At 72.2% G+C, this 23,046-nt stretch carries 18 protein-coding genes and 1 pseudogene; 11 read left to right on the top strand and 8 right to left on the bottom strand.

What is annotated here, in order from left to right; all coding sequences use genetic code 11:
- From GXP76_RS21105 to GXP76_RS21125, 5 genes and pseudogenes are all read left to right on the top strand, one after another.
- Positions 1–487, top strand: a pseudogene (locus GXP76_RS21105) (hypothetical protein); the annotation flags it as partial.
- Positions 488–491: 4 nt separating this feature from the next.
- Entirely contained in the window at positions 492–1,820 is a 1,329-nt protein-coding gene (gene efeB, locus GXP76_RS21110; RefSeq protein WP_374361913.1) for an iron uptake transporter deferrochelatase/peroxidase subunit, read from the top strand.
- A 122-nt stretch (positions 1,821–1,942) separates the two neighbouring features.
- The gene (gene pheA, locus GXP76_RS21115; RefSeq protein WP_242573135.1) at positions 1,943–2,878 is read left to right on the top strand and encodes a prephenate dehydratase; all 936 of its coding nucleotides are present in this window, start codon (positions 1,943–1,945) and stop codon (positions 2,876–2,878) included.
- Positions 2,879–3,425: 547 nt separating this feature from the next.
- The gene (gene serS, locus GXP76_RS21120; protein ID WP_242573136.1) at positions 3,426–4,715 is read left to right on the top strand and encodes a serine--tRNA ligase; all 1,290 of its coding nucleotides are present in this window, start codon (positions 3,426–3,428) and stop codon (positions 4,713–4,715) included.
- Complete coding sequence (locus tag GXP76_RS21125) at positions 4,712–5,566, top strand: HAD family hydrolase (RefSeq protein ID WP_242573137.1); 855 nt, start codon at positions 4,712–4,714, stop codon at positions 5,564–5,566. Before serS ends, GXP76_RS21125 begins: the two co-directional genes overlap by 4 nt.
- Before the next feature lie 292 nt (positions 5,567–5,858).
- Here GXP76_RS21125 and GXP76_RS21130 read toward each other — a convergent pair whose 3' ends face one another.
- The 5 genes from GXP76_RS21130 to GXP76_RS21150 all read right to left on the bottom strand — a co-directional run bounded on the left by GXP76_RS21130 (position 5,859) and on the right by GXP76_RS21150 (position 10,289).
- Positions 5,859–6,491 (bottom strand): NADPH-dependent F420 reductase, encoded by a 633-nt coding sequence (locus tag GXP76_RS21130; protein WP_242573138.1) that lies wholly within the window; start codon positions 6,489–6,491, stop codon positions 5,859–5,861.
- Between the two features lie 210 nt (positions 6,492–6,701).
- Positions 6,702–7,421, bottom strand: coding sequence for an ABC transporter permease (locus tag GXP76_RS21135; RefSeq protein ID WP_242573139.1), 720 nt, complete (start codon positions 7,419–7,421; stop codon positions 6,702–6,704).
- 27 nt (positions 7,422–7,448) lie between these two features.
- On the bottom strand, positions 7,449–8,360 hold the full coding sequence (locus GXP76_RS21140) for an ABC transporter ATP-binding protein (RefSeq protein WP_242573140.1): 912 nt from the start codon (positions 8,358–8,360) through the stop codon (positions 7,449–7,451).
- Positions 8,357–9,238 (bottom strand): ABC transporter permease, encoded by an 882-nt coding sequence (locus GXP76_RS21145; protein ID WP_242573141.1) that lies wholly within the window; start codon positions 9,236–9,238, stop codon positions 8,357–8,359. Before GXP76_RS21145 ends, GXP76_RS21140 begins: the two co-directional genes overlap by 4 nt.
- Entirely contained in the window at positions 9,228–10,289 is a 1,062-nt protein-coding gene (locus GXP76_RS21150; protein WP_242573142.1) for an ABC transporter ATP-binding protein, read from the bottom strand. Before GXP76_RS21150 ends, GXP76_RS21145 begins: the two co-directional genes overlap by 11 nt.
- A gap of 291 nt (positions 10,290–10,580) precedes the next feature.
- On the opposite strand from GXP76_RS21150, the gene GXP76_RS21155 reads away from it, so the two are divergent.
- The 5 genes from GXP76_RS21155 (at position 10,581) to GXP76_RS21175 (ending at position 16,064) form a co-directional block, all read left to right on the top strand.
- Positions 10,581–11,429 carry a M24 family metallopeptidase gene (locus GXP76_RS21155; RefSeq protein ID WP_242573143.1) on the top strand — a complete coding sequence of 283 codons (849 nt, stop codon included), beginning with the start codon at positions 10,581–10,583 and terminating at the stop codon, positions 11,427–11,429.
- Positions 11,429–13,339, top strand: coding sequence for an SDR family oxidoreductase (locus tag GXP76_RS21160; RefSeq protein ID WP_242573144.1), 1,911 nt, complete (start codon positions 11,429–11,431; stop codon positions 13,337–13,339). The genes GXP76_RS21155 and GXP76_RS21160 overlap by 1 nt, the downstream gene beginning before the upstream one ends.
- 95 nt (positions 13,340–13,434) lie before the next feature.
- On the top strand, positions 13,435–14,355 hold the full coding sequence (locus tag GXP76_RS21165; protein WP_242573151.1) for a metal-dependent hydrolase: 921 nt from the start codon (positions 13,435–13,437) through the stop codon (positions 14,353–14,355).
- 3 nt (positions 14,356–14,358) lie between these two features.
- On the top strand, positions 14,359–15,303 hold the full coding sequence (locus GXP76_RS21170) for a MerR family transcriptional regulator (RefSeq protein WP_242573145.1): 945 nt from the start codon (positions 14,359–14,361) through the stop codon (positions 15,301–15,303).
- 185 nt (positions 15,304–15,488) lie between these two features.
- Positions 15,489–16,064, top strand: a complete 576-nt coding sequence (locus tag GXP76_RS21175; RefSeq protein WP_242573146.1) for an RNA 2'-phosphotransferase — start codon at positions 15,489–15,491, stop codon at positions 16,062–16,064.
- Here the strand turns inward: GXP76_RS21175 and GXP76_RS21180 are convergent.
- Entirely contained in the window at positions 16,054–16,947 is an 894-nt protein-coding gene (locus GXP76_RS21180; RefSeq protein ID WP_242573147.1) for an LLM class flavin-dependent oxidoreductase, read from the bottom strand. The genes GXP76_RS21175 and GXP76_RS21180 overlap by 11 nt on opposite strands.
- Before the next feature lie 180 nt (positions 16,948–17,127).
- On the opposite strand from GXP76_RS21180, the gene GXP76_RS21185 reads away from it, so the two are divergent.
- Positions 17,128–17,994, top strand: coding sequence for an HAD hydrolase family protein (locus GXP76_RS21185; protein ID WP_242573148.1), 867 nt, complete (start codon positions 17,128–17,130; stop codon positions 17,992–17,994).
- Positions 17,995–18,024: 30 nt separating this feature from the next.
- Here GXP76_RS21185 and GXP76_RS21190 read toward each other — a convergent pair whose 3' ends face one another.
- Positions 18,025–19,881: a GAF domain-containing sensor histidine kinase gene (locus GXP76_RS21190; protein ID WP_374361924.1), complete on the bottom strand. Its 1,857-nt coding sequence runs from the start codon at positions 19,879–19,881 to the stop codon at positions 18,025–18,027.
- 70 nt (positions 19,882–19,951) lie between these two features.
- Positions 19,952–23,046: thiol reductant ABC exporter subunit CydC (gene cydC / locus GXP76_RS21195; RefSeq protein ID WP_242573149.1), on the bottom strand; the 3,095-nt coding region annotated here is incomplete at its 5' end.

A 23,046-nucleotide genomic window follows, 5' to 3' on the forward strand; every position in this document is an offset into this window, starting at 1 on the left:
GCTGCGCCGCTCCGTCCTCGTCGAGGCGTGCGTCGCCCTCGTGGTGCTCGCCGTCACGACCGCGCTGACGGGCACCGAGCCGGGACGTACGCAGGAGAAGGAGGCCGGCCGGCCGGGCAGCGAGGCCGCCGCGCCCGCGCCCGCCCGCCCCGTCAGCCTCACCGAGCCCTTCGACACCGGCGGCGCCAAGGGCAAGGGCACGGTGCGGCTCACCCTCGACCCCGCCCGCTCGGGCAGCAACGTCATGCACCTCTGGATCGACGACCCGGCCGGCAAGCCGATGGACGTGCCCGAGGTGAAGGTCGCGTACACCCTGAAGTCCGAGCAGATCGGCCCGCTCCCGGTCGTGCCGGAGCGCCTCGCGCCGGGACACTGGAGCGCGGGCAGCGTGCAGGTCCCGATGCCCGGCGACTGGCATCTCCAGGTGACGGTGCGGACCTCGGACATCGACCAGACGACCATCGAGAAGAACGTGAAGATCGGCTGACTCCGTGAGTGACACCCGTACGACCACCGACACCGACACCGGCACCGGCACCGGCGGACCCGACGCCGGCTACACAGGTGCGGACAGCACCGGCGCCGCTCCCGCGATCTCGCGGCGCAGGCTCCTCGGTACGGCCGGCGCGGCCGGAGCCGCCGGGCTCGTCGCGGGGGCGGCCGGCGGGAGCGCCGCGTACGCCGCCACCCGCGCGGACGAGCCGACCGCGCTCAGCACGGTCGGCTCGGCCACCGCGGCCTTCCACGGCGCCCACCAGGCCGGTATCACCTCCCCGATGCAGGCACGCGGCCATCTGGTCGCCCTCGACCTCGCGCCGGGCGCCGGGCGCAAGGAGGCCGCCGCGCTGCTGCGCCGCTGGTCGGAGACCGCACGGCGGCTCATGGCGGGCGAACCGGCCGGGGAGCGCGACACCGGCGTCGCGCTCGACGCCGGGCCTTCCGCGCTGACGGTCACCTTCGGCTTCGGGCGCACCTTCTTCGACCGTACGAAGCTGGCCGCGCGCCGCCCGTCCGCGCTCGACCCGCTGCCGGCCTTCTCCTCGGACCAGCTCGACGCCCGCCGCAGCGACGGCGATCTCTGGGTGCAGATCGGCTCGGACGACGCGCTCGTCGCCTTCCACGCGCTGCGCGCCCTCCTCAAGGAGGCGGGCGGCGCGGCCCGCGTGCGGTGGCAGATGAACGGCTTCAACCGCTCGCCCGGCGCCACCTCCCACCCGATGACCGCCCGCAATCTGATGGGCCAGGTCGACGGCACCGGCAACCCCAGGCCGGAGGAGCCCGACTTCGACCGGCGGATCTTCGTCCCGGCAAAGCCGCCGGAGGGCACCCCGGACTGGATGGCGGGCGGCTCGTACGCCGTCGTACGCCGGATCCGGATGCTGCTCGACGACTGGGAGGCCCTGTCGGACGACCGCCAGGAACTCGTCATCGGCCGCCGCAAGTCCGACGGCGCCCCGCTCACCGGCGGTACGGAGACGACCGAACCCGACCTGGAGAAGACGGGCCCGGACGGCCGGCTCGTCATCCCGGACAACGCGCACGCCCGGATCTCGGCGCCGGAGCAGAACGGCGGCGCCGCGATGCTGCGCCGCCCCTTCTCCTTCCACGACGGGATCACGGCGGACGGCACCCCCGACGCGGGCCTGCTGTTCATCTGCTGGCAGGCGGATCCGCTGAGGGGGTTCGTGCCGGTGCAGCGCAAGCTCGACCGGGGGGACGCGCTGTCGGCGTTCGTCCGGCACGAGGCGAGCGGCCTGTACGCGGTGCCGGGCGGGGCGCGGGAGGGCGAGTACGTGGGCCAGCGGCTGCTGGAGTCCTGAGCGGGGCCCGCGCCGGACCTGGCCGGGATCCCCGGCGGCGGCCCTGAGCGGTGGTCCCCGGTGGCGGTCCCGGGCGGCGGCGGCCGTCCGCGGCCGTCCGCCGGTCGGACTAAAGTGACCACATGTCGGCCACGCGCTACACATACCTCGGCCCCGAGGGCACCTTCACCGAAGCCGCCCTCCGTACCCTTCCGGAAGCCGCCACGCGGGAGCTGGTCCCGATGGTCTCGGTGCCCGCGGCCCTCGATGCCGTACGGCACGGGGACGCCGCGGCGGCCCTCGTACCGATCGAGAACTCGGTGGAGGGCGGTGTCACCGCGACCCTCGACGAACTCGCGTCGGGCGAGCCCCTGATGATCTACCGCGAGGTGGTGCTGCCGATCGCCTTCGCGCTGCTCGTCAGACCGGGGACGGCACTGTCCGACATCAAGACGGTGACCGGTCATCCGGTGGCGCAGCCGCAGGTGCGCAACTGGCTGCGGGCCCATCTGCCGAACGCGCTGTGGGAGTCCGCCGCGTCGAACGCGGACGGCGCGCGGCTGGTGCAGGAGGGCCGGTTCGACGCCGCCTTCGCGGGTGAGTTCGCGGCGGCGACGTACGGGCTTCAGGCCCTGGTCACCGAGATCCACGACGCCGAGAACGCGGAGACGCGCTTCGTGCTGGTGGGCAGGCCCGCGCGCCCGTCCGCGCCGACCGGCGCGGACAAGACGTCGGTCGTGGTCTGGCTCGGCGACGACCACCCCGGCGCGCTGCTCGAACTGCTCCAGGAGTTCGCCGTACGCGGGGTCAACCTGATGCTCATCCAGTCGCGGCCGACGGGCGCGGGCATCGGTAACTACTGCTTCGCCGTGGACGCCGAGGGCCACATCGCGGACCGCCGGGTGGGCGAGGCGCTGATGGGGCTGAGGCGGATCAGCCCGAAGGTGCGGTTCCTGGGGTCGTACCCGAGGGCGGGAGTCGCTCCCGAGGACGTACGGCGGCTGCGCGCGGGGACGTCGGACGCGGAGTTCATGGACGCCGCCGACTGGCTGGCGCGAAGCCAGGACGGCCGGATCTGAGCCGCTGGGGGCAGCGGCCGGCCCACTGTCCCCAGAGTTATCCACAGGCTGCCCGGTCTCCCTGGGGACAAGTCGACAGTGTCGGCCGACATGGTCGACAAATCGGCTCAGTCGTCACACTTCCGTCCACAGGACGTCAGGCGGCCCGTGTCACCCGAATTCCGCTGATCAACTCGTTAGAGGGATCAAGTCCCACCCGAAGGAGGGCGTGAAGCGGGTTTAAGGGGGGAATCCTCCTGCCCCCACATGGGCTTTCACCGCGACCTCGCTCGTGATCCACAGATTCCCCACACAGCCTGTGGATAACTTTCGGAACCCGTGGGCTCTGTGGACAACGCCGCCTCAAGTACCGTGCGCCGCAAGGGACATGGGTCAACGGACGACCTGTCGACGCCCCTTTCCGGGGAATTGGTCGCCCATTATTGACGCCGACGCCTCTCCCCATTCACGCTTCCCTCACCCTCGCCAATTGCGGCAATTCAGACAAAGTGCCACACGCTGAAATACGGGGTGGGGTGGGGGAAGCCCGCACCGGTAGCCTGGTGGGGTGATTGACCTTCGCCTGCTCCGAGACGACCCCGACCGTGTCCGCGCCTCGCAGCGCGCCCGTGGAGAGGATGTCGCCGTCGTCGACGCCCTGCTCTCCGCCGACGAGCGGCGCAGGGCCTCCGGCGTCCGCTTCGACGAGCTGCGCAACGAGCAGAAGACGCTCGGCAAACTGGTGCCCAAGGCCACGGGCGACGAGAAGACGGAGCTGCTGGCCCGCACGCGGGAGCTCTCCGCCGCCGTCAAGGCCGCCGACGCGGCGCAGCACGAGGCCGACGAGGAGGCCAGGCGGCTCCTCCTGCAGCTCGGCAACATCGTGCACCCGGACGTGCCCGTGGGCGGCGAGGAGGACTTCGTCGTCCTCGAAACGATCGGCACCCCCCGCGACTTCGGCGCCGAGGGCTTCGAGCCCAAGGACCATCTGGAGCTCGGCGAGGCGCTCGGCGCCATCGACATGGAGCGCGGCGCGAAGGTCTCCGGCTCGCGCTTCTACTACCTGACGGGCGTCGGCGCCCTGCTCGAACTCGCCCTGGTGAACGCGGCGATCGCGCAGGCGACCGAGGCCGGTTTCGTCCCGATGCTGACCCCCGCGCTGGTGCGCCCGCGCGCGATGGAGGGCACGGGCTTCCTCGGCCAGGCCGCCGAGAACGTGTACCACCTGGAGAAGGACGACTACTACCTGGTCGGTACGTCGGAGGTGCCCCTCGCCGCGTACCACATGGACGAGATCATCGAGGCCGACAAGCTGCCCCTGCGGTACGCGGGCTTCTCGCCGTGCTTCCGCCGCGAGGCCGGCACGTACGGCAAGGACACCCGGGGCATCTTCCGGGTGCACCAGTTCGACAAGGTCGAGATGTTCTCGTACGTCGACCCGGCGGACGCCGAGGCCGAGCACGCGCGGCTGCTGGAGTGGGAGAAGCAGTGGCTGACCGGCCTCGGGCTGCCCTTCCAGGTGATCGACGTGGCCACGGGCGATCTGGGGGCCTCGGCCTCGCGCAAGTTCGACTGTGAGGCGTGGATCCCGACGCAGGGCAAGTACCGCGAGCTGACGTCCGCCTCCAACTGCGACGGTTTCCAGGCGCGCCGGCTCTCCGTACGGATGCGGGTGTCGCAGGACGGCAAGCAGCAGGTGCGGCCGCTCGCGACGCTGAACGGCACGCTCTGCGCCGTACCGCGCACGATCGTGGCGCTGCTGGAGAACCACCAGCGGGCCGACGGTTCGGTGTGGGTGCCCGAGGTGCTCCGCCCGTATCTGGGCGGGCGCGAGACGCTGGAGCCGGTCGCCAAGTGAGCTCAGCCGCGGCCTCCGCCGCTTCCGCCTCCGCGGCCTCCCCTTCCGCCTTCCCGTACAGGCTCGTCGCGACCGACCTCGACGGGACGCTGCTGGGCGAGGACCACGCGGTCTCCGCGCGTACGCGTGACGCGCTCGCCGCCGCCACCGAGGCGGGCGCCGCGCACATCATCGTCACGGGGCGGGCCGTGCCGTGGACGCGGAGCATCCTCGACGACCTCGGGTACGACGGGCTGGCGGTCTGCGGCCAGGGCGCGCAGGTCTACCACGCGGGCGAGCACAGACTGCTGACATCGGTGACGCTGGACCGGCAGGTGGCCGTCCTCGCGCTGTCGAAGATCGAGGCCGAGGTCGGCCCGCTGGCGCTCGCCGCGAGCCGTGACGGCCTGGACGGTGACGTGCTGATCGGGCCCGGCTACAAGGTCCAGGACGGCCCGCTGCCCGCGCTGTTCCTCGACGATCCCGCCGAGATGTGGACGGCGCCGATCAACAAGGTCTACATCCAGCATCCGGAGCTGAGCGACGACGCGCTGGCGAAGGTCGCGCAGGAGACGGTCGGCGGCATGGTCGCCGTGGTGATGGCGGGGCCGGGCGTCGTGGAGATCCTGCCGCTGGGTCTGAGCAAGGCGACGGGGCTCTCGCTGGCCGCGCGGCGCCTCGGCGTCACGGCGGCCGACACGATCGCGTTCGGCGACATGCCCAACGACATCCCGATGTTCGGCTGGGCGCGGCACGGTGTGGCGATGGCCAACGCGCACGAGCGGCTGAAGGCCGTGGCGGACGAGGTCACCGCGTCGAACGACGAGGACGGTATCGCCGTGGTGCTGGAGAGGCTGCTTCAGCGGGACTGACGCGCGCACCCGGCGCGACCGCCCGACGAGCGTGCCGGACGCGTGCTCACGGGAGTGGGGAGGGGGCGGTCCACGCGCGAACGCGCGCTCGAAGCGACCGCCCCCTTGGGCGGGTCACCGTCGGCTGCACGGAGCGGAAGTGGTTACTCCGGTGCCGGGCCGGGACTGCCCTGTCGGGAACCCGACGGACTCGGACTACCGGTCATCGCCGCGCTCCGCTCCCGGTTCAGTGGTACCTGACGTCACCACTGTCCCCCCGTAGGGGGTCTGATCGCCAGCGAATTACTCCGGGCTACTTCGACGCGGCTTTCGACGGTACGACCTTGATGTTGAAGGTGTACGTGCCGAGGGCGCCCGCGATGCCCATGAACAGCAGCGCGAAGTGCTCCTGCCCGCGCGCCGTCTCGATGCCGCCCAGGTCGAGCCGGGAGCCGGCGGACCAGCCCAGGTCCCCCAGCAGCGCGCCGACCTCGGCCTTCGCACCCGCGTCGTCACCGGACAGGAAGACCGTGCTCTCGCCGCTCAGCCCGCCCGGATCGACCATCGCGGCGGAGTCCATCGTGGCGAGCGTCTTGACGACCCTGGTGTCCGGGAGCGCCCGCTGAAGCTGTTCGCCGATGCTGGAGTTGGGGTGGGCCAGCGCCATGTCGTCGGTGAGGCCCACCGCGATGTCGAGGAGGATCCGGCCGGCGAGCTCCTTCCGCAGCTCACCGAGGAGTTCCAGGGACACGGTGCCGGGGGTGGCGTTGACGACGATCCCGCCGTGCTCCACCGCCTCGGTCAACCCGGTCACCGGCAGGCCGAGTTCTCTTTTCGAGGCGGCCTTGGGGTCGCGTGAGCCGAGCACGACGTCGTGACCCGCGGCGACCGCTCCGGCGGCCACCGCGCGGGCGACAAAACCTGTTCCGAGAAATCCGATTCGCATGGCTGTGACGCTAGGTGCGGCTTCCGGGCAGGTCATCGGGCGCTGGGACCAGAACGGGCCCTTCGTAACCCCTTGCGTCCTAGGCGTATCCGCGGGCGGACCTAGGTCAGAAGTTCCGGGTGGAACGGGGAGCACGTACGGAGGCGGCCCCCACCCGGGCCGGGCGGGGGCCGCCTCCGCAGGGAAGGGACGCGTCGGGACGGACCGGCCTCACTCGTCGCCGGCGAGCGTCAGCGTGCGCAGCTTCTGCCCCGCGTACCAGGTCGCGACGATCGTCACGCCGGCCAGCAGCACGACCGCCAGCGGCAGTCCGACGTCCGAGGTGATCATGCCGTCGCCGCCGGTCTTCTCGGCGACCGCCAGGGACCACTGCTGGACGCTGAGGGTGCGCGCGCCGGCGATCAGGCTGCCGAAGAGCGTCTCCCACACCAGTGCGTAGACGAGGCCGATGACGACCGCGTGGCGGCTGACCGTGCCGAGCAGCAGGAACAGCGCGCTGTAGGCGATGGAGGCGACGAGCGCGGCGATGGTGTAGGACACCGCGATCTGCTGGCCGTTGCCGTTGAGGATGTATCCGGCGATGAAGGTGGGGATGGCGGAGAACGCCATGGTCACGGAGATCGCGACGATCAGCTTGGTGAAGATGATCGTCGGCCGTTTCACCGGCTTGGCCAGCAGGTAGACGATCGATCCGTCGTCGATCTCCGGGCCGATGGCGCCCGTTCCGGCGATCACGCCGATCAGCGGGATCATCGTGGCGAGGGCGAAGCCGCCCAGGACGTCCGCGGCGATCTGGTCGTCCACGCCGTTGAAGGTCCGCACGGCCACGGCGATGAGGATCAGCAGGGCCGGCAGGATGAAGAGGACGGCGGCCCGGCGCCGGCCGAGCAGGGCCCGGTAGGTGAGCCGGGCGACTGTGGGGTGGTACATGGACGTCACAGCTCCTATCAAGGCCGCTCAGGCCGCTACGAGGTACGAGAAGACCGATTCGAGGGACTCGTCGGACGGCGAGACCGTGAGCAGCCGGATGGAGTGCTCACGGGCGACCCTCGGCAGCAGCTCCGTGAAGCGCCCGAAGTCGACGGCCTGGATACGCAGCGCGCCCTCGGTGACGTCGACCTCGATGCCGGCCGTGGAGGGGTCGGCGATCAGCGCGGCGGCCAGGGCACGGTCGTCGCTGGACCGTACGAGATAGCGGTGCGGCCGGTCGGTCATCAGGCGCCGGATCTTGCGGAAGTCGCCGGACGCGGCGTGCCGGCCGGCGACGATCACCTCGATGTGGGCGGCGAGCTGCTCGACCTCCTCAAGGATGTGCGAGGAGAACAGGACGGTGCGGCCGGAGTCGCCCATCCGCCGCAGCAGGTCCATCAGTTGCATGCGCTGGCGGGGGTCCATGCCGTTGAAGGGCTCGTCGAGGAGGAGCACGGACGGTTCGTGGACGAGCGCGGACGCCATCTTCACGCGCTGCCGCATGCCCTTGCTGTACGTCCCGATCTTGCGCTCCTGCGCGTACTCCATCTCGACGGTGGCGAGCGCCTTCTGGGCCTCCTTCTTACCGAGGCCGTGCAGTTCGGCGTTGGCGACGACGAAGTCGAGCCCGGTGAGGAAGTCGTACATCCCCTCCCGCTCGGGGACGATGCCGATCTGGCGGTACACGGATTCGTTGCGCCAGATCTGGTCACCGTCGAGGGTGACGCTTCCGTTGGAGGGTGACAGGAACCCGGCCATCATGTTGATGAGTGTGGACTTGCCCGCGCCGTTCGGTCCGAGCAGCCCGGTGACGCCGGGGCCGACGGTCATCGTCACGTCGTTGACGGCGACCACGTTGCCGAACCAGCGCGACGCGTGCTCGATGTTGATGGTGGTCACAGCCCGACCTTCCGGTAACGGCGCATGAGGACGGCGTACGAGCCGAGGATGAGCGCGAGAACGACCAGCAGATAGATGACGCCGGCGCCGGCCGAGGGGCCCGCCTCGCCGGGGAACGACGAGGTGGCGCCGAGGAACGCGGTCTGTACGCCGTCGATGAGTGTGATGGGCGAGAAGAGGCCGATCCACTGGACGGCACTGTCCGAGCCGGTGCTGAACGCGATCGCCTGGACGGTGGAGACGGCGCCGTAGGTGATGGTCAGCGTGGCGATCACGGCGGCGACGCCGAAGCCGCGGCGCGGGGTGAGGGCGGCCATCACCAGGCCGAGCCCGCCGAAGAGCAGTGACAGCAGCGCCACGGAGACGAGTCCCTGGCCGAAGCCCTTGGTCTGGTCGGCGAAGTCCATCTTGGCGAGCAGCGAGCCGATGTAGAGGACCAGGAGCGGCGCGGCGGTCAGGACGAAGAGTGAGGAGGCCATGGCGCCGTACTTGGCGACGACGTAGTCGACACGCTCGATGGGGCGCGAGAAGTACAGCGGCACCGTCTTGAACCGCAGGTCGCGGGAGACGGACTGGGGCGCCTGGGCTGCCAGGAAGAGCGCGATGACGGCCTGGAGGAAGATCGCGTACTGCGTGTACTCCACCGGCAGGGACTTGAGGTCCGTGGCGACGGCGACGGCGACCATGATCGCCGCGGGCAGGCACATCACGGCGAACAGGATCATCGGCAGGATCTTGGACTTGCCGGAGCGGCCGAGGCCGTAGGAGCCGCGCAGGGACTGCGAGTAGAGGGAGCGGCGGGCGTAGGCGCGGCCGAGCCGGGGGCCGTCGTAGTTGCGGTAGCCGATGTTGTGGATCTGGGTGAGGTCAGTGCTCATCGCTGCCGCCTCCCTTCTGAAGTGCGAGTTCCGCGGCGCCCGTGCCCGCCGGTACGGACGGCGCGCCGGTGGCCGCCGACGCGGCGTCCTTCGCGCGGAAGACCTCGGCGATGTGGTGGCGGCGCTGTTCCATCCGTACGAGGCCGAGCCCGAGTTCGGCGACGGTGTCGCGTACGACGTCGTACGTCTCCTCGCCCGTGGCCTCGATCAGCAGGATGTGGCCGGCGCCCGGCAGTCCGTCCTCCTCGCCCACGTGGAGCGAGAGTCCGGCGGCGGTGAGGGCCTCGCGCAGGGCGCGGGTGCCGTCGTGGTGGGTGTCGGTGTCGGTGACCTCGACGGCGAGCGTCGCGGTGTTCTGTGTGAAGTCGCTCGTGGAGCTGGAGCGCAGCAGCGTGCCGCCGTCGATGACGACGACGTGGTCACAGGTGCGTTCGAGCTCGCCGAGGAGGTGCGAGGTCACGAGGACCGAGATGCCGAAGTCCGTGTAGACGCGGCGGATCAGATTGAGCATCTCGTCGCGGCCGACGGGGTCGAGACCGTTCGTCGGCTCGTCGAGGAGGACGAGTTTGGGGTCGTGGACCAGTGCCTGCGCGAGCTTGACGCGCTGCTTCATGCCGGTCGAGTAGCCACCGATGGGGCGGTACCGCTCCTCGTACAGGCCGACGTGGCGCAGTGTGTCTGCGGTGCGTTCGCGGGCGGCGGTCGGGGGGAGTCCGGACATGCGCGCCATGTGGACGACGAGTTCGGTCGCCGAGACGTCGGGCGGCAGGCAGTCGTGCTCGGGCATGTATCCGACGCTCTCGCGGATGGCGGCGCCGTGAGTGGCGACGTCGAACCCGAGCACGGCGGCCCGGCCTTCCGTGGCGGGGGACAGACCCAGCAGGATCTTGATCATGGTGGACTTGCCGGCTCCGTTGGCACCCACCAGACCGGTCACACCCGGTCCGATGTCCAAGGAGAGCCGGTCAAGCGCGGTTACCCGGGGGAACCGCTTACTCAGGCCTTCAGTAGCGATCACAGTCACGCTTAAGACGGTAGTGGCGCACACCACAGCGGACGTCAGCCCTGACGGTTGTCTCGGGGTCCGTCTTGAGGTGTACGGACCCGTAAGGGCAGCGTCAAAAGTCAGTCCGAAGGGTGGGGGTGGGGCGGGAACCGGCCGGAATCGGCGGGAATCCGCCCCTCGCTCCACCTCGGCCGGTGCCCAGTCCGTCCCCGGTCGGCTCTCGGTCGGAGAGTTGTCCACAGGCCGGGCGGACCCCCTTGACGCAGCCGCCGGACATTGTCACATTCATCAGTGTCACGTTACGAACGCGTAGCGCACACGGCACGGAGGGGTGGCATGGCGTCAGCGGTGTGGGGCGAACAGGCCGCGGAGCTGCGGGGATTCAGATCCGTGCAGCGGCTGGCCTACGAGTGCGCCGAAGCCGTGGCCGCGCGCCTGCGGCCCGGTGTCACGGAGCGCGAGGCGGCCCGCATGCAGCGCGAGTGGCTGCGGGCGCGCGGGGTGCGCGACTGGTTCCATCTGCCCTTCGCCTGGTTCGGGGACCGCACGGCCTTCAAGGGGTTCCGGATCCCGCTCCAGTTCTTCCCCACCAACCGCAGGCTGGCGGAGGGGATGCCGTTCATCCTCGACCTGGCGCCGGTCCACCGGGGTTACCCGGCCGATGTCGGCTACTCGGGCCGCCTCGGCCCCGGCCCCCACCCGCTGCACGACAAGCTGCTCGCCGATCTCCGGGCCCACCGCGACCTGCTGCTGCGCGAGGTGCGCGAACGGCGTCCGCTGCGGGAGATATACGAGGACGTGGACCGGCTGATGGTGCGGCAGGGGTACGAGAACAGGCACCGGGCCTATCCCTTCGGTGTGATCGCGCACAAGATCGACCGTGTGAGGGACCGGCGGTGGTCACCGCAGGTCCTCGGCTTCGGTACGCAGTCGCTCAAGGGCCTGGCGAGCGACGCGCTGCGCGGGCACCGGGACGGCTGGTCGCCCCTGTGGAGTCCGTACAGATTCTCCGACCACCCGCCGAGACCCGGGCTGTGGGCGGTCGAGCCGCACCTCGGATTCCGGGGCACGGGCGCCAAGTTCGAGGAGATCCTGGTGGTCACCGACTCCCGGGACCCGGCTCAGAGCGCGTTCTGGCTGGATGACGATCTGCCGCATGTGCGGCGTTGGGCGGAGGGTGCGTGATGTCGCTTCAGTCAGTTCCGTGGCCGGCGGGTGCGCGTGAGCGCAGGGTGCGCACGGGCGGGATCGATCTGTGTGTGGCCGAGCTGGGTGACCCGGCACGTCCGACGGTCCTGCTCGTGCACGGCTATCCGGACAGCAAGGAGGTCTGGTCCCAGGTCGCCGCCCGGCTCGCCGGGAGGTTCCACGTGGTGCTGTACGACGTGCGGGGGCACGGCGGTTCGACGGCGCCGAAGCCGCTGCGCGGCGGCTTCACCCTGGAGAAGCTGACGGACGACTTCCTGGCGGTGGCCGACGCGGTGAGCCCGCGCCGGCCGGTGCATCTGGTGGGACACGACTGGGGGTCGGTGCAGGGCTGGGAGTTCGTGACCGTACGGCGCACCTGCGGCCGTATCGCCTCCTTCACCTCGATGTCGGGTCCGTCGCTCGACCACTTCGGGCACTGGATCAAGCGGCGGATGACCCGGCCCACCCCGCGCGCGGTGGGACAGCTCCTCGGCCAGGGCGCCAAGTCCTGGTACGTGTACATGCTGCACACGCCGGTGCTGCCCGAGCTCGCCTGGCGCGGGCCGCTCGGAAAGCAGTGGCCGAGGATCCTCGAACGGATCGAGAAGGTGCCCTCGGGGCGGAAGCCCGCGAAGCCGGGCAGCGGCGCACAAGGGGAACCGGCGGGGGCGGACCGGGCCGAGGTGTATCCGACCGCCTCGCTGCCGGACGACGCCGCGCACGGTGCCTGGCTCTACCGGGACAACATCCGCGCCCGGCTGCGCCGCCCCCGCGACGACGCGCACGCGCACGCGCCCGTCCAGCTGATCACCCCGACCGGCGACGCCTTCCTCTCCGAGCGGCTCTACGACGACCTGGAGCGGTGGGTGCCCCAGCTGGTGCGCCGTACGCTCCCCGCCAAGCACTGGGTGCCGCGTACACGGCCGGACCAACTGGCCTCCTGGATCACCGATTTCGTCATGGCCCACGAGCCCGAGCCGGACAGCGGGGCCGACGCTGTGGCGGCGATCGAGACGGCCGGCAAGGCGCGCCGGGAGAGCCGCGCCCGCCGGGCCCGGGACCTGGTGCCGAGCGGTCCCTATGGGGAGCGGTTCGGCGGGCAGCTCGTCCTGGTGACCGGCGCGGCGAGCGGTATCGGGCGGGCCACCGCGTTCGCGTTCGCCGAGTCGGGCGCCCGGGTCGTCGTCGTGGACCGGGACGCCGAAGGGGCCGCCAGGACGGCCGAGATGGCCCGGCTGATCGGCGCGCCGCGGGCGTGGGCGGAGACGGTCGACGTCAGCGACGAGCAGGCGATGGAGAAGCTGGCCGCGAAGGTCGCCGCCGAGTACGGCACGGTGGACGTCCTGGTGAACAACGCGGGGATCGGGCTCTCGGGACCGTTCCTGGACACCACGAGCGAGGACTGGAAGAAGGTCCTGGACGTCAATCTCTGGGGCGTCATCCACGGCTGCCGGATATTCGGCGGCCAGATGGCGGCCCGCGGCCAGGGCGGGCACATCGTCAACACCGCGTCCGCGGCGGCCTATCAGCCGTCGCGGGCGCTGCCCGCCTACAGCACGTCCAAGGCGGCGGTGCTGATGCTCAGCGAATGCCTGCGCGCCGAACTGGCCGGCCAGGGCATCGGGGTCACCGCCGTCTGCCCCGGCTTCGTGAACACCAACATCGCGGCCACCGCGCGGTTCACGGGAGTCTCGGCGGACGAGGAGAAGCGGCGCCGGAGGAGAACGTCCCGGCTGTACGGGCTGCGCAACTATCCGCCGGAGAAGGTCGCCGACGCCGTCCTGCGGGCCGTCGTACGCAACGAGGCCGTCGTACCGGTCACTCCGGAAGCACGGGGCGCGCGGCTGCTGTCCCGCTTCGCGCCCGGGGCGCTGCGCGCGATCGCCAGGCTGGAGCCACCGCTGTGACCGCGCGGCCCGACGGCCGGGGGCCGGGGGACACCTGGGGGGAGGACGACGCGCGCGCGGAGCGCGCCGGCGACGGCCCCGGCGGGAGCGGCGCGGTGGACGGGGCACGTGCGGTGGACGAGGCCCATGTGATCGCGCCCCGGCGGGTGTCGTTCGACTGGCGCGAGACCCCGCTGCACTGGATACCCGGCGAGCCCACCGCCACCCACGTCATCAACGTGCTGCATCTGCTGCTCCCGGCGGGCGAGCGCTGGTTCGTCAAGGTCTTCAAGGAGGCCCTGCCGCTGGTCGACGACCCGGTCCTGCTCAAGGACGTCAAGGGCTTCATGGGCCAGGAGGCGACGCACAGCGTGCAGCACGGGTACGTGCTGAACCACCTGGCGGAGCAGCGGCTGGACACCGGGCCGTACACCCGGCACGTCGACTACCTCTTCGAGATCCTGCTCGGCGAGAAGCCGCCTTTCGGGGTGCCGTGGCCCCAGCGGGAGTGGCTGCGGTTCCGGCTGGCGATCGTGGCCGCCATAGAGCAGTTCACGGCGGTCCTCGGGGACTGGGTGCTGCGCGCGGACGCGCTGGACCGGGCGGGGGCGGACGAGGTCATGCTCGACCTGCTGCGCTGGCACGGGGCCGAGGAGGTCGAACACCGGTCGGTGGCCTTCGACATGTACCAGCACTGCGGCGGCCCCGACCCGGTGCGCTACGTCCGCAGGCTGGAGACGATGGCCGTCACCGCCCCGGTGATGCTCTGGCTCTGGGCGTGGGGAGCGTCGTATCTGATCCGGCACGATCCGCGGCTCGCGGGCCGGGTGCGCTACTCGCTGCGCGAGCACAACCGGGCCGTGGCCAAGGGCCTGTTGCCCACCTGGCGGGAGCTGGGCTCGGCGGTGCCCCGGTACTTCCGGCGGTCGTACCACCCCTCGCGGGAGGGTTCCCTCCGCAAGGCCGCCGACTATCTCGCGGTCTCGCCCGCGGCCCGCGCGGCGGCCGGTGCGGTCGGCCGCGCCGCCCTGAGGTAGGGCGTGCCCGGGCCCCCGGCCGGTGGCCGGTACCGGATCGAGGACCTGTCGCACGCGAGCGGCGCCACGGTCCGGACCATCCGCGCCTACCAGGACCGGGGACTGCTGCCCACCCCCGAGCGGCGTGGCAGGGCCAATGTGTACGGGGACGCGCACCTGGACCGGCTGCGGCAGATCGCGGACCTCCTGGACCGGGGCTACACGCTGGCCTCCATCAAGGAGTTGCTGGAGGCGTGGGACACCGGGCGCGGTCTCGGCGGGGTGCTGGGCCTGGTCGCCGAGGTCCACGGGCCGTGGACGGACGAGCACGCCGCCCGGATCACCCGCGTGGAGCTGGACGAACGGTTCGGCGGCTCCCCCGACGACGCGGCGCTCGCCGAGGCGGTGGAACTGGGGGTGCTGGAGCGGATACCCGGGCGGGACGACGAGTTCCTCGTACCGAGCCCTCAAGAGCTCCAGGTGGCGGCCGAGTTGTACGCGGCGGGGGTGCCGCTGACCGCGATCTCCGCCCATCTGCGGGAACTTCGCGGTCAGGTCGAGCACATCGCCGCGCGTTTCCTGGAGTTCACGACCGAGCACGTCTTCGCGCGGTATCTGGGCCATCACCCGCCGCCGGACGCGGACGCGGCGGAGGCGGCCTCGCTCGTACGACGGCTGCGCCCGCTGGCGCGGCAGACCGTGGACGCCGAACTGGCCCGCGCCATGAGGCTGTTCGCGACCCGCCATCTCCAGCAGCATCTGATGGCCGAGGACCCGGAGCCGACGGGCGGGCAGACCCGTTCCGTGCAGCTGCCGGCCGCCGTGATCGACGCCGTACAGGCGCTGGTTGGCGAGGAGAACGTCCCGGCGTTCATCGCGGTGGCGGCCGAACGGGAGGCGGCAGCACGGACGTTGGACGTGCTGACCGCAACCCACAGACAGAGCAGTCAACTTGACCAAATAGGTTAATCCGTCCAGCAGTTGTCCACAGACTCGTCAAATAGCCTGTGGATAACCTGAGTTGACTGTGGATCAAACATTTCGGCACTGATCGTTTTCGGATCGGATCGAAGCGCTTCGGATCGGGGAAGGCAATCCCGCGACCGGAACGAAATGAGTGGCGGCCGCCCGGCGCCACCGGGCACGCTGTGCGTATGACCACCACACGAACACCGGGCGCGGGAACGCCCGACGAGCGGCGCACCGTGAAGGTGTCGAAATATCTCTCGAAGCACCTGCGTCACCAGCCCGAGCGGATCGGCCTCGCGCTCGACCCGAACGGCTGGGTGGAGGTCGACGCGCTGCTCCGCGCCACGTCCGACCACCGCTTCCCCATCACCCGCGCGGAGCTGGACCATGTCGTCGCCGTCAACGACAAACGGCGCTTCACCATCGAGGGCGACAGGATCCGCGCCAATCAGGGCCACACCGTCGAGGTCGACCTGGACCTGCCGCCGGCCGAGCCGCCGGCGTACCTCTACCACGGCACCGTCGCCCGGAGCCTCGACGCGATCCGCGCCGAGGGCCTGCGGCCCATGAACCGCCACCACGTCCATCTCTCACCCGACCGCGAGACGGCGACCCGCGTCGGCGCACGCCGCGGCCGGCCCGTGGTCCTGCCCGTGGACGCGGGCGCGATGCACCGCGACGGCCATGTCTTCCGGGTGAGCGCCAACGGCGTCTGGCTGGCCGACGCCGTACCGCCGCGCTACCTCCGCTTCAGCGGCTGAGCTGCGCGAGCCCTTCCGTGGCGATCCGCTCGAACAGGGCCGGCTCCATCGCGAAGTCCGAGTCCGGGATCGGCGCGTGGACCACGATCTCCGTGATCCCGAGCTCGAAGTGCCGTCCCGCGAAGTCCACGAACGCGTCGAACGAATCGAGCGGACGCCCCGGCGTGAAGCCGCTGAGCAGGATCTTGTCCAGCCCGGCCGCGTCACGGCCGATCTCCGCGCACGCCTGACCGAGCCGGCCGATCTGCCCCCGGACGGCCTCCAGCGACTCCTCGGCCGTACCCGACTCGAAGAGCTTCGGGTCCCCCGTCGTCACCCACGCCTGACCGAGCGCCGCGGCCAGCCTCAGCCCGCGCGGCCCGGTGGCGGCGACGGCGAACGGCAGCCGCGGGCGCTGCACACACCCCGGAACGTCGCGGGCCTCGACCGCCGAGTAGTACGTCCCCTCGGCCGTCACCGCGTCCTGCGTCAGCAGCCGGTCGAGCAGTGTCACGAACTCCCCGAACCTGTCGGCCCGTTCACGCGGCGACCAGGGCTCCTGCCCGAGCACCACGGCGTCGAAGCCCGTCCCGCCGGCCCCGATCCCGAGGGTGACCCGGCCGCCGGAGACGTCGTCGAGCGAGATCAGCTCCTTGGCGAGCGTCACCGGATGGCGGAAGTTCGGCGACGTCACCAGCGTGCCCAGCCGCAGCCGGGTGGTGGCGGTCGCGGCGGCCGTCAGGGTCGGGATCGCGCCGAACCACGGGCGGTCCCGGAAGGTCCGCCACGACAGATGGTCGTAGGTGTACGCCGCGTGAAAACCCAGCTCCTCGGCGCGCGACCACTCGTCGCGACCGCCCTCGTGCCAGCGGCGGACGGGAAGAATCACAGTGCTCAGACGCATGGCCCCGACCCTACGTCCCGCCGCCGACACCCCGGGAGGCAGGCGGTGGAGCGAGCATGGGCGGCAGGCGGTGGGGCGATTATCCGAGGTGGGGTGATTATGCGACATCTGTCGGCGTGAGGGCGCTCACATGTGCGTACCTCCGCACTCACGTGCATATGTGTGCGGGAGAATGAGCGGGTGACCTCAGCTAGCGAGTCCCCGCTTCCCGCCCGTCCCCGGCTGATCGCCACCGATCTTGACGGAACGTTGCTGCGCGACGACAAGACCGTCTCCGAGCGCACCGTCGCCGCGCTCGCCGCCGCCGAGGAGGCCGGGATCGAGGTCTTCTTCGTCACCGGCAGGCCGGCCCGCTGGATGGGCGTCGTCAGCGACCATGTGCACCGGCACGGCCTGGCCATCTGCGCCAACGGCGCCGTCGTCGTCGATCTGCACGCCGGCGGGGAACTGGTCGAGGTCCGCGGACTGGACCGGGCGGTCGCGCTCGATGTCGTACGGGCGGTGCGGGACGCGGCGCCCGGCACCTCGTTCGCCGTCGAGAAGACGACGAACTTCGACTACGAGCCGCAGTACCCGCCGTTCCAGGACGACCCGGGCGCGAACGTCGCCGCCGCCGAGAAGCTCCTCCAGGAAGGCGGGCCGGGCGACGGCGACCCGGTCGTGAAGCTGCTGGCGCACCACCCGAGCCTGACGCCCGACGGTTTCCTGACGCTGGCCCGTACGGCCGCCGGGCACCTGGCCTCCTTCACCCGTTCCAGCCCCACCGCGCTGCTCGAGGTCAGCGCCCTCGGGGTGAGCAAGGCGAGCACGCTCGCGCTCTGCTGCGCCGAGCGCGGTATCTCCTCCGACGAGGTCGTCGCCTTCGGGGACATGCCGAACGACGTGGAGATGCTGGCGTGGGCCGGTACCTCGTACGCGATGGGCAACGCGCATCCGGATGTGATCGCGGCGGCGTCCGGGCGCACCGTAGCGAACAACGAGGACGGTGTCGCCGTCGTCGTCGAGCGACTGGTGGCACGCGCGCGGGCGGAGGCGGAACGGGGCTGACGCCCCCGGGAGACACCCGCCGGACGGGCCTCAGAGCGGGGCCTGCCAGGTCACCGTCGTACCGCCGCCGTCCTCGCCCAGGCCGGGGCCGACCTCGCTCGACCCGCCCAGCGACTCGGCGCGCCGCCGCAGGTTCCGCAGTCCGCTGCGCCGCCGGTCGCCCTCCGGAATGCCCACGCCGTCGTCGGCGACCGACAGCCGGACGGCGGGTGTGCCGTCGGGCAGTGCGGCGCTCGCGTCCACCGTGACCTCGATACGGGAGGCGTGCGCGTGCCGGAAGGTGTTGGAGAGGGCTTCGCGGAGCGCCGCGATGAGGTTCTTGCCGGTGAGTTCGCCGACGGCCGAGTCGACCGCGCCGACGAAGCGGGGCGCGGGCTTGAAGCCGAGCGGTACGGCGGCCATGTTGATCTCCCGCAGCACCCGGGTGCGCAGCCCGGACGGCGCCTCGGAGGAGCCCTGCTGGAGCGCGAAGATGGCCGTGCGGATCTCCTGGATGGTGACGTCCAGTTCGTCGACCGCCTTGCCGATGCCCGTACGCACCTCGGGCACGTCCGACCGCCGCTGCGCCGTCTCCAGCAGCATCCCGGCGGCGAACAGCCGCTGGATGACCAGATCGTGCAGATCGCGGGCGATCCGGTCGCGGTCCTCGAACACCGCGAGCCGCTCCCTGTCGCGCTGCGCCTCGGCCATCATCAGCGCGAGGGCGGCCTGGGAGGCGAACCGGGTGGCGAGGGTGCGTTCGGACTCGGTGAAGGGGCGCCCGCCGATCGCGCGCGGTGTCACCAGTACGCCGAGCACCCGGCCGTCGCTGTGCAGGGGGAGCACCATGGCCGGGCCGAAACGGGCGGCCTGCGGGGAGACCAGCCGCGGGTCGGTACTGGCGTCCTCCATGTACACGGACTCGCCGGCCAGCAGCTTGGCGACGATGGCGCTGCGTCCCGGGATCCGGGTGCCGACGGAGACGTCCGGGGTGTCGGACGAGACGGCGACGATCTCCAGTCCCCCGTCGGACGTGGGCAGCAGGACGAGGCCGGCGGCCGAATCGGCGAGCCTGCGGGCCTGTTCGGCGACGACGGTGAGGGCGTGGTGGGCATGGTCGGCGTAGTCCGCGCGCTCGGTGCGCTCCGTGTCCTCGGTGCTGTCCGCTCTGCCGGTGCGGTCCGTGCCGACGGGGTGTTCGAGGTGGCCCGGGTGGTCGGCCCCCTTGCCCGAGAGCAGGGCCGTCGTGACGGCGACCGACCCGTCGATCCACCGCTCGCGCTGGCGGGCCGCCTCGTACAGCCGCGCGTTGCCGATGGCGAGGCCCGCCTCGGTCGCGAGCACCCGCACCATGTGCTGGTCGTGGTCGGTGAATTCGCCGCCGTCGTGCTTCTCGGTGAGATAGAGATTCCCGAGCATCTCGCCATGGACGCGGATGGGGACACCGAGGAACGTCCGCATCACCGGGTGGTGCGGCGGAAAACCGGCCGAGCGCGGATCGGTGGTGAGGTCGGCGAGCCGGATGGCTTCGGGGTGACGGATCAGTTCGCCGAGCAGCCCGGTGTGGCCGTCCGGGCGGCGGCCGATCCGCCGGGCGACGTCCTCGTCGGCGCCGTAGGTGACGAAGTCGGAGAGCCCGTCGCCCGTCTCGTCCACGACGCCGAGCGCCGCGTAGCGGGCGCCGACGAGCCGGGCCGCCGTCTCGCAGATCCGGTCGAGGGTGGAGTGCAGTTCGAGGCCGGTGCCGACGGAGCGCATGGCTTCGAGGAGTTGCGGGACCCGGGCGGTCAGCTCGGTGGACCGGCCCTGGAGACGCCGCGCCGCGTCCGTCTCGCGAGTGGCGGCCCCTTGGTCGGGGTCGCCCTCGGCGAAATCCTCGGGGAGGTCCTCGGGTTCGGGCGCCTTCATACCCTTGACCCTACTAGTCCTATTTAATATGGAAAGTCGGCTGGTGGGGCTCGATGATCGGGCCCACCGGTCAAGCCGGTCGGCCGGCGAGCGCGACCGGCCCCCGCTCACGCTCCAGCATCGTCCGCAGTGGCCCCGCGACCGAGACGAGCTCGGCGTACGGCCCGCGCTGCGCCACCCGCCCGTCGTCGAGCACGATCACCTCGTCGACCGCTTCGAGCCCCTGGAGCCGGTGGGTGATGAGCAGCGTCGTCCGCCCCTCCGTCACCGCCAGCAGGTCCGCCGTCAGCGCGTCGGCCGTCGGCAGGTCGAGATGTTCGGCGGGCTCGTCCAGTACGAGGACGGGGAAGTCGGCGAGGAGCGCGCGGGCCAGCGCCAGGCGCTGCCGCTGTCCCCCGGAGAGGCGCGCGCCGTGCTCGCCGACCAGCGTGTCGAGGCCGGCGGGGAGCGCGTCCACCCAGTCCAGCAGTCGGGCGCGGCGCAGGGCGTCACGGAGGTCGTCCTCGGTCGCGTCCTTGCGGGCGAGTGCGAGGTTCTCGCGTACGGAACTGTCGAACAGGTGCGCGTCCTGTGCGCACAGCCCGACGAAGCGCCGCACCGTGTCGCCGTCCAGCGCGGCGGCGTCGGTCCCGCCGAGACTGACGCCGCCCTCGCGCGCGTCCAGGAAGCGCAGCAGCACCTGCGCGAGCGTCGTCTTGCCGGCGCCGGACGGCCCCACCACGGCCACCCGCTTCCCGGCGGTCAGCGTCAGGTCGACGCCGCTGAGCGCGTCGCGCTCCTGCCCCGCGTAACGGGCCGCCAGACCCCGTACCTCCAGCAGGAACGGCGTCGTGGGCGCGGCGGCGGGCCGCTCCGGCTCCCGTACGGGGACGGGCGCGTCCAGCACCTCCCACACCCGCTCGGCGCCGCGCGCGGCCCGCTGCCGGTACTGCACGGCGAGCGGCAGCCCGGCGACCGCCTCGAACGCGGCGAGCGGGGTCAGTACGACGACGGCCAGCGCGACGCCCGGAAGCCGCCCGTCCTGCACGGCGCCCACTCCGGCGTACGCGGCGGCGGACACCGTCAGACCGCAGATCAGCGCGGAGAGGCCGCCGCCGAGCGCGGTGGCGGCGGCGCCGCGTGCGGCGATGGCCGTCAGCGCCCCGTCGGCGGCGCGCGCGGCGCGGACCCGGCTGCCGAGGGCGCCGGCCACGGTCAGTTCGGCACAGCCTTCGAGGAGTTCGGCGACACGGGTCGCCAGCAGGCCGCGCGCGGGGGCGAGTCGCCGCTCGGCCCGACGTGCGCGGGCGCCGCTCACCAGCGGCACGCCGACACCCGCGGCGAGCAGCCCGACGGCCAGCACCGCGCCGGCCTCGGGCAGCAGCCAGCCGGTGAATCCGACGGCGCCCACGCCGACGAGCACGGCGGAGCCGACCGGCAGCAGCCAGCGCAGCCAGTAGTCCTGGAGCGCGTCGACGTCGGCGACGAGCCGGGAGAGCAGATCGCCGCGCCGGGTCTCGCGCAGCCCGGCGGGGGCGAGCCGTTCGAGGCGCCGGAAGACGGAGACCCGGAGGTCGGCCAGCATGCGGAGCACCGCGTCGTGGGACACGAGCCGCTCGGCGTACCGGAAGACGGCCCGCCCGATCCCGAACGCGCGCGTCGCGGTGACGGCGACCATCAGATACAGCACGGGCGGCTGCTCGGACGCCCGTGAGATGAGGTATCCGGACACGGCCATGAGCCCGACGGCGGATCCGAGGGCCAGACTCCCCAGCACCAGCGCCAGGACGAACCGCCCCCGCAGGGCTCCGACGGCGGCCCGCATCCTGGCGAGGGGGTGGGCGCCCCGGACGTGACCGGAGCCGCCGGTGCCTTCGGCCTCGGCGCGGTACGGGGCGGGAGCAGGGCCGCCGGGGACCCCGGGCTCGGACAGGGAACCCACCGCGCCGGAACCGGCACCGGCGCCCGCGCCGGACTCACCGTGCCTTCCGGCGGTACCGGCCGCACTGGGCGGCCCCAGGACCACTCCCGCAGTCGCCGACCCCGCCGTCCGACGTACGTCGGCCGACCCGCCCGGCATGGCGTCCGCGGCAGCGGCCGATCCGGAACCGGCAGCCGTCCCCGGTCCGGCCGGTGCACCGATTCCACGCGTCCCAGAGAGCGGACCCGCGGCGGCCGATCCGGACGACCGACGCCCCTCCCTCCGCCAGTTCGGCGCGACGTCCGCGGCGGCCGACCCGGAATCGGCCGCGTACCCGGAGTCCGGTATCCGGCCGGTGCCGGACGGCCGGACGGTCGCCCCGCCGTCGCCGGCGCCAGGCTCCCCGAGCCCTCCGGCAGCACCGACCCCACCGGGCCCGGAGAGCATCGCCGCGGTCGCCGACCCCGGCGGGCGATGCGCGTCGAGCCGCCGGTTCGGCGTGGCGTCCCTGACGGCTGTCCCGCCACCGGCAGCCGCGCCCGGTCCGGCCGGTGCACCTACCCCACCGGGCCCCGCGGTCGCGCAGTGCGCCCGGCCGCCCAGTTCGATCACCCGGTCCGCCACGGACAGCAGTGCCGGGCGGTGGATCACCAGGAGGACCGTGCGGCCCACCGCCAGACGGCGGACCGCCTCCACGACGCCCGCCTCCGTCTCGCCGTCGAGCGCCGCCGTGGGCTCGTCCAGCAGGAGGAGCGGGCGGTCGGCGAGGAAGGCCCGTGCCAGGGCGAGGCGTTGGCGCTGGCCGGACGAGAGTCCCGCGCCGTCCTCGCCGAGCGGTGTGTCCGCGCCCTGGGGGAGCGCGGTCACGAAGTCGTACGCCCCCGCGTCGCGCAGCGCCTTCCGCACGGCGGTGGCGTCCGCGTCCGGCCGGGCCAGGGTGATGTTCTCCGCGATCGTGCCCGCGAAGAGGTACGGGTGCTGCGGCACCCAGGCGATCTGTTCGCGCCAGCGGTCGAGGTCCAGGGACGACAGATCGGTCCCGCCCACCCGTACACGGCCCTCCGTGGGTGCCGTGAAACCGAGCAGCACGTTGAGCAGCGTCGTCTTCCCGGCGCCGCTCGGGCCGACCAGGGCTACCGTCTCGCCCGGTTCGACCACCAGCGTCGCCGCGTCCAACGAGGGCTCCGTACGGCCCTCGTGGCGGACCGTCACGCCCTGCAGCTCCAGCCGCAGCGAGCCCGGCACATCCGAACCGCCGCCCGCAC

It is taken from the genome of Streptomyces sp. NP-1717, assembly GCF_022695985.1.
Lineage (GTDB): Bacteria > Actinomycetota > Actinomycetes > Streptomycetales > Streptomycetaceae > Streptomyces.